The organism is Geomicrobium sp. JCM 19038 (assembly GCF_000698125.1).
Taxonomy (GTDB): Bacteria; Bacillota; Bacilli; order Bacillales; family Marinococcaceae; genus Geomicrobium_A.
Genome location: NZ_BAXA01000005.1, coordinates 72,218 through 86,817, shown reverse-complemented (window position 1 = coordinate 86,817; position 14,600 = coordinate 72,218). Strand labels below are relative to the sequence as shown.

Genomic DNA, 14,600 nt, shown 5'->3' with positions numbered 1-14,600 from the left:
ATATCCTTTCCATTATTGATACAAGCATGTGAAACACTCGTTTCCTTTGCCTTAAAGTGGCGAAAAACGTACCCACGTGCCATCAAATCACTTGAAAGCAATGAACACCTTCTGACGACTTTTTATGAATTTCCACAAGCGATTTGGCGAAGCATTTATTCCACGAACCTGATTGAACCATTTAACAAACAGCTCAAGAAATACAGCAAACAAAAAGAACAATTTCCAAATGAGTCATCCATTGGACGTTTTATAGTCAGTCAGTTTGAGCCTTACAATCAAAAGTTCTCGACCCGTTGTCATCTTGGATTTGACTTAGCCCGGGCTGAACTCAACGAAATGTTTCAAAAAAAAAAACGACGTAACCTCATGACTCACATTACTAGAAACGAGGCTTCTATGTAAATTATGAACATTATTCTATCTTAGTTAGGAGCTGAGAATACGATGATTAGAGGGAAGAATGAGCTTGTTAGTGAAGAACAGTTGAATAAGTATGCAGAGCTGGCCGTACGGTCGGGTGTAAATGTGCAAAAAGGTCAATTAGTCATTATACATAGTGACATCGAACATGCTACGTTTGCGCGTCTAATCCAAACAGCTGCCTATGATGCGGGTGCTTCAAACGTGGTTATCGATTGGACAGATGAACAGTCTACTAAAGAATTTTATTTACATGCGACAGATGATGCCATCAATCACTTTCCTGACTGGCAGATTGCCCGCTATCAGGAGTGGGACAATAAGGGTGCCGCGTATATCCACATTATTTCTGAAAATCCAGGGGTCTTTAAAGAGGTTTCCCCGAAACGGATGAGTCGTTTCCAAAAAGTCTCCCGCACCAAGTTGAAGGATCATTACGCAAAGACTAGATCCCACGAGGTACGTTGGTGTCTTCTCGCCGTGCCATCCTTTGCGTGGGCAACTAAAGTATTCCCCCACTTACGTAAAGAAGAAGCTCTGCAATTATTATGGCAATCGATCTTACAAGGAGCTCGGGCAGATGGACCAAATCCTATAAAAGAATGGGAGAATCATGACAAAGCTTTCGAGTCCCGAAAAAAGTTCTTGAACGACAGCCAGTTTGAAGCCTTGCATTTCACGAATCGTCGTGGGACTGATTTATTCGTCGGGATGCCTAAAAATCACCGTTATATCGGCGGAGGTGTTAAGGATAAAAAGGGAATCCCATTCTTTCCTAACATTCCCACTGAAGAGATCTTTTCCGCTCCCCACAGAGATCAAGTCAATGGCAAACTAGTGTCCACTAAACCACTGATTTATAGAGGAAGTGTCATCGACGATTTTGACCTAACCTTTAAAAATGGACGGATTACGGAATATTACGCCACTACTGGGCAAGAAGCGTTACAAAATCTCATCGAAACCGACGAAGGTTCACATTACCTAGGTGAGATTGCCTTGGTCTCTAACAAGTCTCCTCTGTCTCAAACGAATACTCTCTTTTACAACACCTTATTTGATGAAAATACCGCCTGTCATATTGGAATCGGCAACGCTTCCCCTTCTAACCTTCAAAATGGCAGTGACTTATCGAAGGAAGAATTGAAAGAAGCCGGACTAAATACTTCACTCCTATTAATCAATGTGACCTTTGGTACCGAAGATATGAACGTAGTAGGTATTAAAGAAGACAAAACTAAAGTCCTTTTAATGAAAGATGGGGATTTTCAATTTTAATATGGCTACTACTAAAGTGTTTTGAGTAATTAATAATCAGAGGGGAATTATAGAATGACAAAACCTACAGTAACGGTCACACCAAGACAATCCTATATAGACGAGGATGTAACCATCATAATAAATGGATGCAATCCCGGTGAAGAAGTCTCATTATATTCATACGTCACAGACGATGAAAAGGAACCGTTTATGTCAAAAGCTACGTTTATTACGAATTCAGAAGGTCAGGTACTGATCTCTAAAGTAGCACCTATTTCTGGGTATTACAGTGAAGTAGATGTAAACGGCATATTCTGGTCAATGTCCCATGAAACGAAAAAGCACGGTCATTATTTTACAAAAACGACGGCAAAGGAATTAATGATTACGATTAAGTTAGAGATCGATCATGAGGTTGTTGATGAGGTTCTAATCGAAAGATATTTTGATAAAGGCGAGGTCACCAGAACCGATGTTAATCAAGACGGTACAGTTGGTACCTTATATCAACCAATTCATGAAGGAAACTATCAAAATATCATATTGTTAGCAGGCTCAGATGGGGGACGTTTAGAACATTCAGCAGCTCTCCTAGCTTCTAAAGGATTTAACGTTTTAGATCTCTCGTATTTTAATCAATCAGGGGTACCAAAAGATCTCGAAAACATTCCTTTGGAATATTTTAAGAATTCAATAGAACTTCTAAAGAAAATTACCGGTAATCACGAAAAAGTAACGCTTGTTGGTTATTCAAGAGGTGCTGAATTGGCACTTTTGTTAGCATCGGAATACGATGAGTTTAATGCGGTTGTTGCAGGGGCACCGAGTGCATACATAACATCTGGATTAAGAAATTCGATTTACGCACCAATTAACTCGTGGACAATTAACGGTGAAGCCAAACCCTATCTTAAGTTTCGTTATCGTCCCAGTACTATGCTTTATTTCATAAGTAAATGGTTAACAAAAAAGCCGTATCCTTTAAAGGAATTTGGGATAGTAGCCTCAAGACTACGATTAATGAAGAGGTCAGAATAAAAGCAGAAAACATTAAAGCCCCAGTTCTTCTCCTCTCAGGTACTGATGACGAAATCTGGCCGTCTTCCTTATTTTCCGAAGAAATAAAAAGTCGGTTACCGCAAACAGAACATTTCTATTATGAGAGTGCAGGACATTTTCTTTCTTTTCCTTACGCTCTACCCAACATGCCTTCTACTATTTATGAACACGTTGGTGGAGGAATGGTAATGAAATACGGAGGAACACAATCTGCCAATGCCCATGCTGCCAAGGAATCTTGGCCCATCATAGTATCTTTTTTACAAAGACACGCTTGTTAACCCAATGAATGATAGAAATGAAACCAGCTGTCATATTAGCAGCTGGTTTCTTGTTAGAGTACTTAATTAATGATAGTGACATTATAAATCTGCATTCAAACCGATCTTTTACTATCTTTACTTCAGATCTGAAGACAACATTCCATATACAATACTGTCTGTCCATTCATTTTTATTCCAAAAATCTTGTATAAAATGCGCTTCCTTTCTCATACCTATTCGCACACATAATTTTTGTGAAGCTATGTTCCGTGCATCAAGATTTGCTTGGATGCGATGTACAGAAAATTCATCAAATAGTTTATAGACTAAACTACTTACTGCTTCCGTTGCCAACCCTTTTCCTGATACTTCATTCGAGAAACTATATCCAATCTCAACAGTATCTTTCATATCTGTATACCATACTGATAAATCACCAATGACTCTATTCCCATTTTCGACTGCCAAACTCAACATAGATTCTTTTGATAATGAACAATTGGTTAGCTTTTTATTAAATTCTCCCTCTAAATCTTCATGTACCCATTTATCATGCAGGAGGTATTTACAAGTATCATCGTTATTATAGATTTTAAATACATCAAGTGAGTCATTACTTTCAAATGGTCTGATTGTTAATCTTTCAGTGTTAAAATTCAACGAAACACATCCCTTATAACTATAATTTTAGGCGTTACAGATTGCTCTCTATAATAGAAAATCCATTTAACCCCTATACTTATTTCAGTTTAAATAGCATGCTGCATTATAAAGAATATTAAGTGAAATTAATTTATTGTTTTTGACTACTACATTCACTTACATTAAAGCGCCCGTTTGTTGAATATCTCTCCGGTGCTGTCAATGACTCTCCAAACCACCTATAGGGGTTAGGTTAAATGGAGATAGCTGTAAATGTGTTCCTCATCATGTAGCTAAAACTCCCTGAAACATTAGCAGAATTCGCTCCATCTAAGGAGGAACTAGTGTCTAAGAATACCCAGCTAGCATTGCCTGTAGTGTGGTTATATGACCCTACTTGGACTACGTCCGGGCACAAAACGGTATTATTTCCAATATGTAAGATTATAACTTTTTAATATATAATGCTCTATCCATTCAGAGAGTTTTCTACTAATAAAGAAAGATGCAACAAGGATAACTAAAAATGAAATTATACTTAAAAACAATGTAAGACTTCTGTTGACAAAAAATATATCTAAAAAGTTTGAAACTAACAAAAACAAGATGATAAAAACTCCTATGAATGTAACGGCATTAATAAGTATATTAATTTTGTTATTCATGTTCTGTAACCTCCAATTACTTTTTTGAGTGTAATAGATATTTCAATTCATGTAAATATGTGATTTATTGGTGTAAACAGATTTCTGTTTGTATGAAATATATTTATATTAAGAGGTGTTTTTATGAAGATATCACTGATTGTCTTAGGATCAATTAAAAAATGTAGAGCTATAATTACGCCGCTCTCAAACATGCGCACTTCAAGAAATAGGCACAATCCTAATTACAGGATTGCGCCCTTTAATTGAATAATAGATCAATAACCAACATCCATCTGTTACTAGAATATAAAGTATTAAAATAGTAGCTGCCCTTAAACATAAATTATTTATCGAATTTTAAAAAAGAGTTTATCTTCTCGTGATATAGAGAAGATATCATTATACTTATGAGTTAAAAAAAGATAGTAATAAAAGGATGAACAATTTTGAATGGAACACTCATTTTGTATTTAATTGCCGGACTTGTTCTTATATCTCAATTTTTACTTTCAAGAACTAAACAAGCCTTATGGGGAGCAATATTACCTGTTTTGTACCTTATATTATTTATTATTGGGTGGACGAACAATATTTATGAGGTGAATATCAGGACATTTATAATTGTCGGTGTAGGTGGTGTGACAATATTACTTGGTATTTGGGGTTCAAACAGACACTCTATTAATAAGAAGGTTAAAACTATTGAATAAAGGTCTTTTACATTAGTAAGTCAAATACACATATTTGAGGATGATTCCATGAATCAAGTCTTTTCTAAGGAAGTTTTAAAAGGAACTCTTTATTTCTTCTTTCTGTCAATTTTAATGATTTTAATTACTTTCATAAGTGTAGCTCTTATTAGTCCAGACTTTAATTCCTTATTCAATACTCTCGAATCGTCTTCTACTGATAGTAATATAAGCCCTTGGGAGCGATTTATCACATACATTGCTAATAACGGTATCTACGTCCCATTGCAAATGCTTTTATTTGCTCTAATCCCTATCCCATTTTTGTATGTTATAAATTTAGCCTCAAGTAGTTTTTCAGTGGGACTGGCACTATATTTACCTGTTTCAATACAAAGTGAAGAGCTACTATTTTCAGATGTTCTTATTGGTATCGTTCCTCACTTTATCTTTGAATTTTTAGGTTTTTGCATTGCGGCGTCACTACTTTATCAATTGAATAAAACAATTATTAGATCACTAACAATTTTATTTAGAAATAATAAAAAAGAAAACGGCTCAATTGTAGATAACTTAAAGAATTTCTTGAAAGGCTATTTTATACTTGTATTACCAATTTTAATTTTTGCAGCTGTAGTTGAGGCTTTTATTACTCCACTATTTCTGTAAAACGACACTCATATAAATTAAGTCTCAGTGAAACAAATTAGGCTTTATATTTCCTACAAACCTGCTTGTTAGTTAAAGTCTACCCCTCTCTCTACAACAATTTGCCATTAACGAAGAAAAGGTATGATCCTTTTCATTACAGGATCATACCTTTTAATTGAAAAATTGTTTATTTTATTTAGCTAGATAACTAATTATGTTTTGTTTGCTTCTTTTGCTGAATTATACAAAAGCCCTGGCTCAATGATTAAGTTGATTACGATATGTGCAACAATGACAGGCAAGACGACACGATCTGAAGCAACGTAAGCAAGAGAGAGAAGAACTCCGAGTACAAATGTGCTTATAAGAACTGGAAGTATAAATCTCCAATCTCTTGAAAACAGTACCCAAATAAGGTGAGCAGCCGCAAAAATTGTTGCAGAGATAAGGGTTTGAAGTAGAACTCCATAGCCCAATCCTTGTATTGCATCCATTATAATTTTACGAAAGAAAACTTCTTCTATAATTCCAGACAGTACTGCGAGTGGTATAGCCCATATTTTTAATTTTGACAATTCAAAAACGAATGGTCGAATATCGGGGATAATCCATAGGGTGTATGCACTGTAAACTGCTGCCACAAGTATTGCCGTAACCCAACCAAATACCGGTATTCGTTCTCCTAATCCTAGAAGGTCAAGAAACGATGAGGGCTCTGGAATTAAGAAGACAATGAGTGCGATAAAGAACATTACATTGATGCAGGTAACATAAATCATTGTTTGTTTTCGAGTGTTATCAGTTGCCATAAGGGTACGGACTCCTTAGTTAGAATATGAAATAAGAAAATAATGCTAATTAGACCATACCCTAAGGGTTTGTTACATAACCAGTATTCGTCTAACTTAATAAAGATGTAATTCTTAATATTCACTAAATATGATACGAATTGTCGGTACACTGGCGGGAGCGTCAAAATTTGAACAAAATAAAAGAATGCTGAATTTAGTAATTTCAGATTTACAGGACTATCCAAACATAGACCAACCCTCATTATAAGATTGGTTTCTTTATGTTTGAAATTGCAATTAAAAACAACTCGGTATCTATATCTAATCTAATTACTACTGGTATTATAGTATTAAGGTTAGAAAGTTGGGTCAGGAGACAAGTTCTATATGAACAATTATTATTTGGTTGATAACTCACTGTTGTGCACTCACCGTACTAAATTCATTACGGATACGTGTAAAGACAAAACAACAGCTTTATTGGCATTCGTTTTTCCATTAAATGGCCCGATTGTTGAAGACTCTCCAGTAAATGAGATCCCATCCTTAAAGTAAAATTCTTATATTTTATCCTTGTTTGGAACCATAAAATTGCCAAAAGTAAAAAGAACCAGAAGCTTGCCGTTTTGGCAAAGTTATGCTTTAATCCACAAAAAAAACCACCATCTCTATGTATGGTGGAGACGGCGGGAGTTGAACCCGCGTCCAGAAATAACGATACTTAAACGTCTACGAGCGTAGTTGCTATATTATCATTTCGCGATCATTTCGGCCTAGCAACAGGCTTAGATGAACGCTAGTCTGTTTAGTCTCTTCTGCTGACCTCAGACGGGGGTCAGACAGCGTAGCCCACTAATAAGTGAGACCCTTCGAAGCTTCCACATGGGCGATAGAAGGAAGGATCCGCAACGTTATTTACGCAGCTGCTAGAGCTGGTGTTGCGAAAGTTTCTTTAGCTTTGCCAATTATAGGCGTGGGCCTTTTTACGAGCCTACCCAGCTCGACTCGCGGTCTAAGCTCGACCTATTCCTGTCGAATCCGTATCGTCCCCATGGTGTATGAGGCAGAGGTTTACCCTCTGGATAGTATATACTATCACTAAATAAAACATGTGTCAATTATATAACCATCCGCAGGAACGTTCTGCGGATGGTTAACGATTAGCCGACGACGCGCCCAGCAACATAGATGACTTGCCCTGTCACATAGCCTGCTTGATCTGAACTTAAGAATAGTATGGTATTTGCGACGTCTTCTGGTGTTCCTACGCGTTTAATGTTGTTCTGATCAATCGCGCCTTGTTTCACATCTTCATACGGAATGCCTGTTTTCTCTGAAATGGCTTTCGTCATATCCGTTTCAATAAAGCCAGGTGCAACCGCGTTGACGTTAATGCCAAATGGGCCTAGCTCGATGCCAAGGGTTCTGGCCATTCCTTGAAGCCCTGCTTTGGCAGCAGAATAGTTCGTTTGCCCTCGGTTTCCGAGTGCAGAGCGCGAAGAAAGCATCACGATCTTGCCGTACTTTTGCTTTACCATGTACGCTTGTGCCGCTTTTGAGCAGAGGTACGCGCCTTTTAAGTGTGTATCCATAACAAGATCGAAGTCTTCTTCTTCTAATTTGAACAGAAGGCTGTCACGAGTAACCCCGGCATTGTTAACGAGGATATCGATGCGACCGTAACGTTCTGCGACTTGTTTCATCGCACCTTCGACTTCGTCTTTGTTACTCACATCACAACGTACGGCTATGGCCGTACCGCCCTGCTCTTCAATTTGCTTTACAACTTCTTCGGCTTTCTCAACATTCACATCAAACAGCGCAACCGATGCGCCTTCTAATGCATACATCTCTGCAGTTTTTGCACCGATTCCTTGACTCGCGCCTGTTACGACAGCCACGCGTGTATCAAAACGTTTCATCACGAAAATCTCTCCTTCACCGATCTCTCTCTTTACACGCTCTTTGGTTCATGTTGTCCAACCTGTTCATAAAACTCTTGTCGCAGTGCCTCCCGAAAATCCGGATGGGCAATGTCGATTAATGCCTCTGCACGTTCACTCGTGCTCTTCCCAAATAACGAGGCAATCCCGTACTCTGTAACGACGTAATGGACGTCCGATTTCGTAGAGGTAAACCCTTGGACGTTCATGACAATTCTTGAACGCTTGCCCCGACTTGCCGTTGACGGCAACGCAATAATTGACTTCCCGCCCCGAGACGCCATCGCGCCACGCATGAAGTCCATCTGCCCACCTACACCTGCAACAAACGTTTCATTGATCATTTCTGCATTGATGTTGCCAACAAGGTCGACTTCAATCGCAGAGTTAATGGCAATGAAATTAGAAAGCTTTGCAATCGTTGCGGTATGGTGCGTGTAGTTGGACGGTTGCAACGAGATCTGGGGGTTGCGATCGGCAAAGGCGTACAATTCCTTCGATCCGACAAGACATGTTGCCACAACCTTGCCTTGATCCACTTCTTTATGTTCATTTGTGACAACCCCATCGTTGATTAATTGAATCATCGCTTCTGGGAATGTCCCTGTATGAACACCGAGCTCTCGTTTATCATGCAACGATGCGACGACGGCGTTTGCTAATGAGCCAATCCCTACTTGAATCGTAGCCGTGTCAGGTACGAGTGTGGCAACATGCGCCGCAATTTGTTGCTCAAGTTCACCAGGCGTCGCTGCCGACAGCTCGTTTAACTGCCCTTCACCTTTAACGAAGTAGTTAATCTCATCCGTAGAAATGACTGTCTCACCGTCAGTCCATGGCAATGATGGGTTCACTTCGGCAATTACAACGTCTGCCACTCGAAGTGCAGCTAACGTATAGTCACATGAAACACCTAAGCTTACGTGTCCTTCAGCGTTTGGCTCTGTGCACATGATGAACGCAACATCTGGCTGTAGATCGTCCATATAACCTGGAACGTTTGAAAGATTCATCGGCACATATTCAGCCATGTTCTGTTTAACCGCTTCTCTCACTTGACCATTTAATAAGAAAGAACGGATTTGAAAATGTTTCTTATACAACGGATTTGCATAATGACATGGCGTTGCAAGTGGCATATGGTAAATCGTCAAACCTGTAAAACGTGCACGCTCTGACACGAGTGCGTCGAGGAGGTGTAATGGTTCCCCTGAAAGACCTGGAAGAACGACGGTCCCAATTTTCGGGATCTGAGCGATTGCTTGATCGATTGGCGTATATGAAATCATCACTTACACCTGTAAGTTTTCAAAAATTGTCGTGATTCCAAGTCCTCCACCGATACACGCCGTTACTAAGCCGTAGCGACTTCCTCTTACTTTCATTTCGTTCATTAATTTAATCGTTAGAATGTTGCACGTCGCACCTAGTGGATGACCGAGCGCGATTGCACCACCGTTTACGTTCACACGGTTTAGATCGGCTCCCAGTTCTTTCACAACGCTTAATGCTTGCGCTGCAAATGCTTCGTTTAACTCGATCAAATCAATATCATCTAACGTGAGACCGGCTTGTTTTAATGCTTTCTGTGTCGAAGGAACGGGACCAATACCCATATAATCTGGACGGACACCCGCGCTTGCTTGCGCAACAACGCGTAGCTTCGGTTGCAAACCACGGCGCTCTGCTTCTTCTTTAGACATGACAAGCGTTGCTGCGGCCGCATCGTTTCGACCACTCGAGTTCCCAGCCGTGACCGTTCCGCCTTCTTTAAAGACGGCTTTTAGCTTACCGAGCTTCTCAAGGTTCGTTGCTCGTGGATGTTCGTCTTGTTGAAACAAAATCGTCTGCTTTCGTTCTTTCACTTCAAACGGCGTGATTTCATCTTTGAATGCGCCACGCTCAATCGCTGACTTTGCAAGCTCTTGGCTTCGCAATGCAAATTCGTCTTGTTCTGTACGGGAGATATCGTACTGCTCCGCTAAATTCTCCGCGGTTAAGCCCATCGTTAAGTGGTGGCCATACACTTCTTCTGGTTGCGCCTTCGGTTGGCTTTCGGTATTCGGATCAACGATGACACTGTTGCCGGCTTGAAGCCCGAAACGCGCGCCACGAATGTAATACGGTGCTGTACTCATGCTCTCAACGCCACCCGCTACGATCACTTCTCCTAACCCACTCATAATCTCTTGAGCAGCATTATTAATTGACTGCAAACCAGAACCACATTGGCGATGAACCGTATACGCCGGAACTTCAATTGGCATCTCTGCTCGTAGTGCTGCTTTTCTGGCAATGTTCGGTTGCTCTGTGCTCTGTTTGACGTGTCCGAGAATGACATGATCCACATCATTCCCGTCAAATTGATTGCGTTCGAGTAGTTCTTTCATGACATGTGCCGCTAGATAATCCGGTTCAACTGATTTTAACGTTCCACCCATACGACCTATTGCCGTACGGACACCATCCACTACAACAACTTCTCTCATCCACAATCACCTCTTATGAATATTCTTTTTTCAATTGAGCCGCAATAATGTTTTTCTGAATTTCAGACGTTCCTTCGTAGATTCTCGTAATGCGCGCATCACGATAGTAACGCTCGATTGAGAATTCACGCATGTAACCCATACCGCCATGAATTTGTACCGCCAAATCAGCGACACGGCTGTACACTTCTGATCCGTAAAGCTTGACCATTGCCGCTTCTTTAATGACTTTTTTACCTTCATCAGTGTCTTTGGCAATTTTGTACGTCATCGCCGATAGTGCTTCAATGTCTGTTGCCATGTCCGCTAAGTAATGTTGAATGATTTGCTGCTCGAAGATTGGCTTGCCGAATTGAATTCGCTCAAGGGAATACTTCATTGAAAGATCCAACAACTTAATGCAAGAACCTAGGTTTCTTGCCGCTAAACCAGTACGTCCGTTTGCAAGGATCTTCAACGCGTTCACATACCCTTGACCTTCTTCACCGAGTACATTTTCGACAGGCACTTCGCAATCTTCGAAAAATAATTCAACTGATTGCGAACCGTGCAGACCCATTTTCTCTTCGACTTTTCCAACGATAAATCCAGGGAAGTCTTTTTCAACGATAAACGATGTAATCCCTTTTGCACCTTTTCCTGCATCTGTGACTGCCATGACAGTAAAGATGTCACCGATCGTACCGTTCGTAATAAAGTGCTTTGAACCATTAAGAATGTAGTGGTCTCCTTTTTTCACTGCTGTTGTCTTTAAGTTGGCAGCGTTTGATCCTGCACTCGGTTCAGTAAGTGCGAATGCACCGATCCAATCTCCACTTGCCATCGGGGGCAAGTATTTGCGTTTTTGCGCTTCGTTCCCTAATTCAACAATGCCGACACTACCGATTCCTGTATGTGCTCCAATAACCGTAGTAAAACCGTTCACGGTTTTTCCGAGTTCTTCGTAAATCCCGCACTTGTCATACATCGTAATACCAAGGCCGTCATATTCAGCTGGAATACTTAATCCGAACAGTCCAAGTTCCTTGCTTTTCTTCATTACTTCTGCTGGAATATGGTCATTTTCTTCGATCTCATGAGCGACCGGCTCAACGGTATTCGTTATGAACCCTCTCACGGTATCTTTTAGCATTTTTACTTCTTCTGAAAATACAACTGTCATTGAAAAAACCTCCATTAAATTAGTTTTGTTTGTCGTAGGTGCTGAATCGTTTCCTTTGAATACCCAAGTTCCGATAGAATTTCATCGGTATGTTGCCCAAGCGTTGGTGCTTCTCGTTCTATTTGCGCATCAGCACCAGAAAATTTAAGTGGTGATGCCAGTTGCTTTAACGTTCCAAGCTCAGGATGCTCGGTCTCAATCACCATGTTCCGCGCTTCAACTTGCGGGTCGCGCAACACTTCTTCAATGTCATTCACAGGGCTTACACACGTTTCTTCATGCGCAAGCAAATCGGTCCACTCTTTTTGCGTTTTCGTATAGAAGAGTTGTTGGAGATCTTCTTTCATTTGCTTTTGACCTTCAAGAGAATCATGGAGGTGTTCAATGAGGTCCTCACGACCAATCAGTTCACAAAAACGACGCCAGAACTTCTCTTCCATCGGAGCGACCGCCATGTATCTTGCATCTTTTGTTTCATACACAGAATAGCTTGCCTTCACGCCCGACAACCTGAACTCTCCTTGTTGAGGGAGATCTCCTTTTTCAAGATGACCCCCAGCAATCGCGGATAACCAAGACAACGCACCATCCAACATCGATATATCAATGTATTGTCCTTTGCCCGTTCGTTCCCTCGAAAACAAAGCCATTAAGATTGCAGAAAGTGCCATTAATGAACCGCCACCAAGATCGGCAACTTGGACGCTCGGAGGAGGTGGCGTCTGCCCTTTTTCACCCATTAATCCTAAGATGCCAGCATACCCAATGTAATTAAGGTCATGACCTGCGCGTTTCATGTAAGGTCCGTCTTGACCAAAACCTGAGATTGAGCAGACAATGAGGTCTTCTTTGTACGCGGTGAGTTCTTCATACGACAATCCGAGCTTCTTCATCACACCTGGTCGAAAACTCTCCACAACGACATCTGCATCCTGAACGAGCTTTAAGAAGATTTCTTTTCCTTCTTCACTCTTTAAGTTCAGTGAGAGACTACGTTTGTTGCGGTTCACCGACAAGTGCCTCGCACTATATCCGTCAACGATTGGTTCAGTACTTCTTCCATAATCACCGAGCGTTGGCTCTTCCACTTTGATAACATCCGCTCCGTGATCAGATAGAAACATCGTGCAATATGGACCTGGAAGTAACCGTGTTAAGTCCAGCACTTTAATTCCTCGTAACAAAGCTTCCATCGAATCATCTTTTCATTGGCATGAATGTGCGATCTGCTACATTCCTTTAAATTCAGGTTGACGCTTTTCAAAAAACGCCGATACACCTTCTTTAAAATCATCAGACTGGAAACATAAGTCTTGAGCACTCGCTTCAAGTTCTAACAACGTCTTCAAATCCCGATTCATATGAGAATTCAGTAATTTCTTCGTAAGGCCGATCGATACTGGCGATTTACTCGCCAACCGTTTGGCAACTTCATAAGTTTCCTCTTGAAGAGAGTCGTGAGCGACAACTCGATTCACAATACCTAGTTGTTCAGCTTCTTGTGCGGTTACACGCTCTCCTAAGAACATCAATTCTTTTGCCTTTTGCTTACCAATTAGTGTCGGCAAAAAGTGAAGCGCTGCAAAATCTGGAACGAGCCCTACATGAACAAACGACTGAACGAAAAACGACTGCTCAGAAGCGATCACATAATCACAAAGAAGTACGAGGCTAAATCCAGCGCCTGCAGCCGGTCCATTCACCGAGGCGATAATTGGTTTCTCGATATCTAGCATCTTAAAGATCAGTGGTTGTGACTGTTGCAATCGCTGTCGACCTTTAAGTGTTGTCATTCCTTTTAACGCTTTTAGATCTCCACCTGCGGAGAATGCTTTTCCTTCTCCAGTTAAAATGATACTCGAACGTCTTCATCACGTTCAGCGTCCTCTAACGCTTGCAACAGTTCAGAACGCAACGCCATGGAAAGTGCATTTCTTGTATCTGGTACATTTAGCGCAATCCTTAAAACCGTACCTACTTTCTCTTTAACAATGAATGACGGCTGCATAGCATCGACTCCTTTTAGAATTGTTCAGCCCCTTGAATCTTGCGACTGATTTCTTTAGAAATACTATGTAAATAACTTCCGAGCTCTTCAAGTTCATCTTGCTTCAACCTTGCTGTCATCCCAAACAAACAAATGCTCATCTCGACATCGTGATTCACATTAAAAATCGGTGCTGCAACACCAAAGATTCCTTCAATCGACTCTCCGTAGTTTGTCGCATATCCCTTCTCTACGACACTTGGTAGTTCTTGTTGAATCTTTGAGACGTCTTCAAACGTGTCACTCTCATGAAGCTCTCGGAAAATGTCTTGTTGTTCCTCTGGCGGCATGTAAGCGAGTAAACACTTTCCATAGGCACCTGCTTCGATTGAAAAATGACGACCAACTGAAACATGAACCCAAAGTCTCCACCTTCTACTTTCGCAACGATCGTTGTCTTCATCTTGCCTACCCGACTTACGATCACAGATGTAAGACCCGTATTCTCAGAAATCTTCTCAAGGTACGGCAATACTAACGCCAAGTCGAGAGAATTCTCCTTCGCCCGCTCACCAAGTACGACGAGGTAAGGCC

Annotated in this window: 14 protein-coding genes, 1 other RNA gene and 2 pseudogenes; 7 read left to right on the top strand and 10 right to left on the bottom strand. The window is 40.8% G+C overall.

What is annotated here, in order from left to right:
• Positions 1-30: 30 nt before the first annotated feature.
• The 4 genes and pseudogenes from JCM19038_RS08090 to JCM19038_RS25400 form a co-directional block, all read left to right on the top strand.
• Positions 31-405: pseudogene (locus JCM19038_RS08090) on the top strand (transposase); the annotation flags it as partial.
• A 42-nt stretch (positions 406-447) separates the two neighbouring features.
• Entirely contained in the window at positions 448-1,701 is a 1,254-nt protein-coding gene (locus tag JCM19038_RS08085; protein WP_042416531.1) for an aminopeptidase, read from the top strand.
• A gap of 54 nt (positions 1,702-1,755) precedes the next feature.
• Complete coding sequence (locus tag JCM19038_RS08080; protein WP_042416529.1) at positions 1,756-2,721, top strand: acyl-CoA thioesterase/bile acid-CoA:amino acid N-acyltransferase family protein; 966 nt, start codon at positions 1,756-1,758, stop codon at positions 2,719-2,721.
• On the top strand, positions 2,640-3,023 hold the full coding sequence (locus JCM19038_RS25400; RefSeq protein ID WP_081831695.1) for an acyl-CoA thioester hydrolase/BAAT C-terminal domain-containing protein: 384 nt from the start codon (positions 2,640-2,642) through the stop codon (positions 3,021-3,023). The genes JCM19038_RS08080 and JCM19038_RS25400 overlap by 82 nt, the downstream gene beginning before the upstream one ends.
• A 117-nt stretch (positions 3,024-3,140) precedes the next feature.
• On the opposite strand, the gene JCM19038_RS08075 is transcribed toward JCM19038_RS25400, so the two are convergent.
• Positions 3,141-3,665: a GNAT family N-acetyltransferase gene (locus JCM19038_RS08075; protein ID WP_042416528.1), complete on the bottom strand. Its 525-nt coding sequence runs from the start codon at positions 3,663-3,665 to the stop codon at positions 3,141-3,143.
• 1,075 nt (positions 3,666-4,740) lie between these two features.
• Here JCM19038_RS08075 and JCM19038_RS08065 point away from each other — a divergent pair.
• A complete protein-coding gene (locus JCM19038_RS08065) occupies positions 4,741-5,004 on the top strand; it encodes a hypothetical protein (protein ID WP_042416525.1) in 264 nt (87 codons plus the stop codon).
• Between the two features lie 48 nt (positions 5,005-5,052).
• Positions 5,053-5,652 (top strand): stage II sporulation protein M, encoded by a 600-nt coding sequence (locus JCM19038_RS08060; RefSeq protein WP_042416522.1) that lies wholly within the window; start codon positions 5,053-5,055, stop codon positions 5,650-5,652.
• Positions 5,653-5,846: 194 nt separating this feature from the next.
• On the opposite strand, the gene JCM19038_RS08055 is transcribed toward JCM19038_RS08060, so the two are convergent.
• Positions 5,847-6,443, bottom strand: coding sequence for a CPBP family intramembrane glutamic endopeptidase (locus JCM19038_RS08055; protein ID WP_042416519.1), 597 nt, complete (start codon positions 6,441-6,443; stop codon positions 5,847-5,849).
• Positions 6,444-6,812: 369 nt separating this feature from the next.
• Between JCM19038_RS08055 and JCM19038_RS22730 the strand changes: the two genes are divergently transcribed.
• Entirely contained in the window at positions 6,813-6,980 is a 168-nt protein-coding gene (locus JCM19038_RS22730) for a hypothetical protein (protein WP_193745082.1), read from the top strand.
• A gap of 120 nt (positions 6,981-7,100) precedes the next feature.
• Here JCM19038_RS22730 and ssrA read toward each other — a convergent pair.
• The 8 genes and pseudogenes from ssrA to JCM19038_RS08020 all read right to left on the bottom strand — a co-directional run bounded on the left by ssrA (position 7,101) and on the right by JCM19038_RS08020 (position 14,395).
• Positions 7,101-7,476, bottom strand: a transfer-messenger RNA (tmRNA) gene (ssrA, locus tag JCM19038_RS21730).
• Positions 7,477-7,585: 109 nt separating this feature from the next.
• A complete protein-coding gene (locus tag JCM19038_RS08050) occupies positions 7,586-8,347 on the bottom strand; it encodes an SDR family NAD(P)-dependent oxidoreductase (RefSeq protein WP_042416909.1) in 762 nt (253 codons plus the stop codon).
• 32 nt (positions 8,348-8,379) lie between these two features.
• On the bottom strand, positions 8,380-9,657 hold the full coding sequence (locus tag JCM19038_RS08045; protein WP_042416516.1) for an acetyl-CoA hydrolase/transferase family protein: 1,278 nt from the start codon (positions 9,655-9,657) through the stop codon (positions 8,380-8,382).
• 3 nt (positions 9,658-9,660) lie between these two features.
• Positions 9,661-10,857 carry a thiolase family protein gene (locus JCM19038_RS08040; RefSeq protein WP_042416513.1) on the bottom strand — a complete coding sequence of 399 codons (1,197 nt, stop codon included), beginning with the start codon at positions 10,855-10,857 and terminating at the stop codon, positions 9,661-9,663.
• A gap of 13 nt (positions 10,858-10,870) precedes the next feature.
• A complete protein-coding gene (locus JCM19038_RS08035; RefSeq protein WP_042416510.1) occupies positions 10,871-12,019 on the bottom strand; it encodes an acyl-CoA dehydrogenase family protein in 1,149 nt (382 codons plus the stop codon).
• Positions 12,020-12,033: 14 nt separating this feature from the next.
• The gene (locus tag JCM19038_RS08030; RefSeq protein ID WP_042416508.1) at positions 12,034-13,212 is read right to left on the bottom strand and encodes a CaiB/BaiF CoA-transferase family protein; all 1,179 of its coding nucleotides are present in this window, start codon (positions 13,210-13,212) and stop codon (positions 12,034-12,036) included.
• A 36-nt stretch (positions 13,213-13,248) separates the two neighbouring features.
• Positions 13,249-13,940, bottom strand: a pseudogene (locus tag JCM19038_RS08025) (enoyl-CoA hydratase/isomerase family protein).
• 101 nt (positions 13,941-14,041) lie between these two features.
• Positions 14,042-14,395, bottom strand: coding sequence for an IclR family transcriptional regulator C-terminal domain-containing protein (locus JCM19038_RS08020; RefSeq protein ID WP_238554348.1), 354 nt, complete (start codon positions 14,393-14,395; stop codon positions 14,042-14,044).
• Between the last annotated feature and the right edge of the window lie 205 nt (positions 14,396-14,600).

Excerpts from the sequence above, each read along its gene's own strand:
- JCM19038_RS08085 (WP_042416531.1), top strand. The coding sequence starts at position 448 with ATGATTAGAGGGAAGAATGAGCTTGTTAGTGAAGAACAGTTGAATAAG.
- JCM19038_RS08080 (WP_042416529.1), top strand. The coding sequence starts at position 1,756 with ATGACAAAACCTACAGTAACGGTCACACCAAGACAATCCTATATAGAC.
- JCM19038_RS25400 (WP_081831695.1), top strand. The coding sequence starts at position 2,640 with ATGGTTAACAAAAAAGCCGTATCCTTTAAAGGAATTTGGGATAGTAGC.
- JCM19038_RS08060 (WP_042416522.1), top strand. The coding sequence starts at position 5,053 with ATGAATCAAGTCTTTTCTAAGGAAGTTTTAAAAGGAACTCTTTATTTC.
- JCM19038_RS08055 (WP_042416519.1), bottom strand. The coding sequence starts at position 6,443 with ATGGCAACTGATAACACTCGAAAACAAACAATGATTTATGTTACCTGC.
- JCM19038_RS22730 (WP_193745082.1), top strand. The coding sequence starts at position 6,813 with ATGAACAATTATTATTTGGTTGATAACTCACTGTTGTGCACTCACCGT.
- JCM19038_RS08050 (WP_042416909.1), bottom strand. The coding sequence starts at position 8,347 with ATGAAACGTTTTGATACACGCGTGGCTGTCGTAACAGGCGCGAGTCAA.
- JCM19038_RS08045 (WP_042416516.1), bottom strand. The coding sequence starts at position 9,657 with ATGATTTCATATACGCCAATCGATCAAGCAATCGCTCAGATCCCGAAA.
- JCM19038_RS08040 (WP_042416513.1), bottom strand. The coding sequence starts at position 10,857 with ATGAGAGAAGTTGTTGTAGTGGATGGTGTCCGTACGGCAATAGGTCGT.
- JCM19038_RS08035 (WP_042416510.1), bottom strand. The coding sequence starts at position 12,019 with ATGACAGTTGTATTTTCAGAAGAAGTAAAAATGCTAAAAGATACCGTG.
- JCM19038_RS08030 (WP_042416508.1), bottom strand. The coding sequence starts at position 13,212 with ATGGAAGCTTTGTTACGAGGAATTAAAGTGCTGGACTTAACACGGTTA.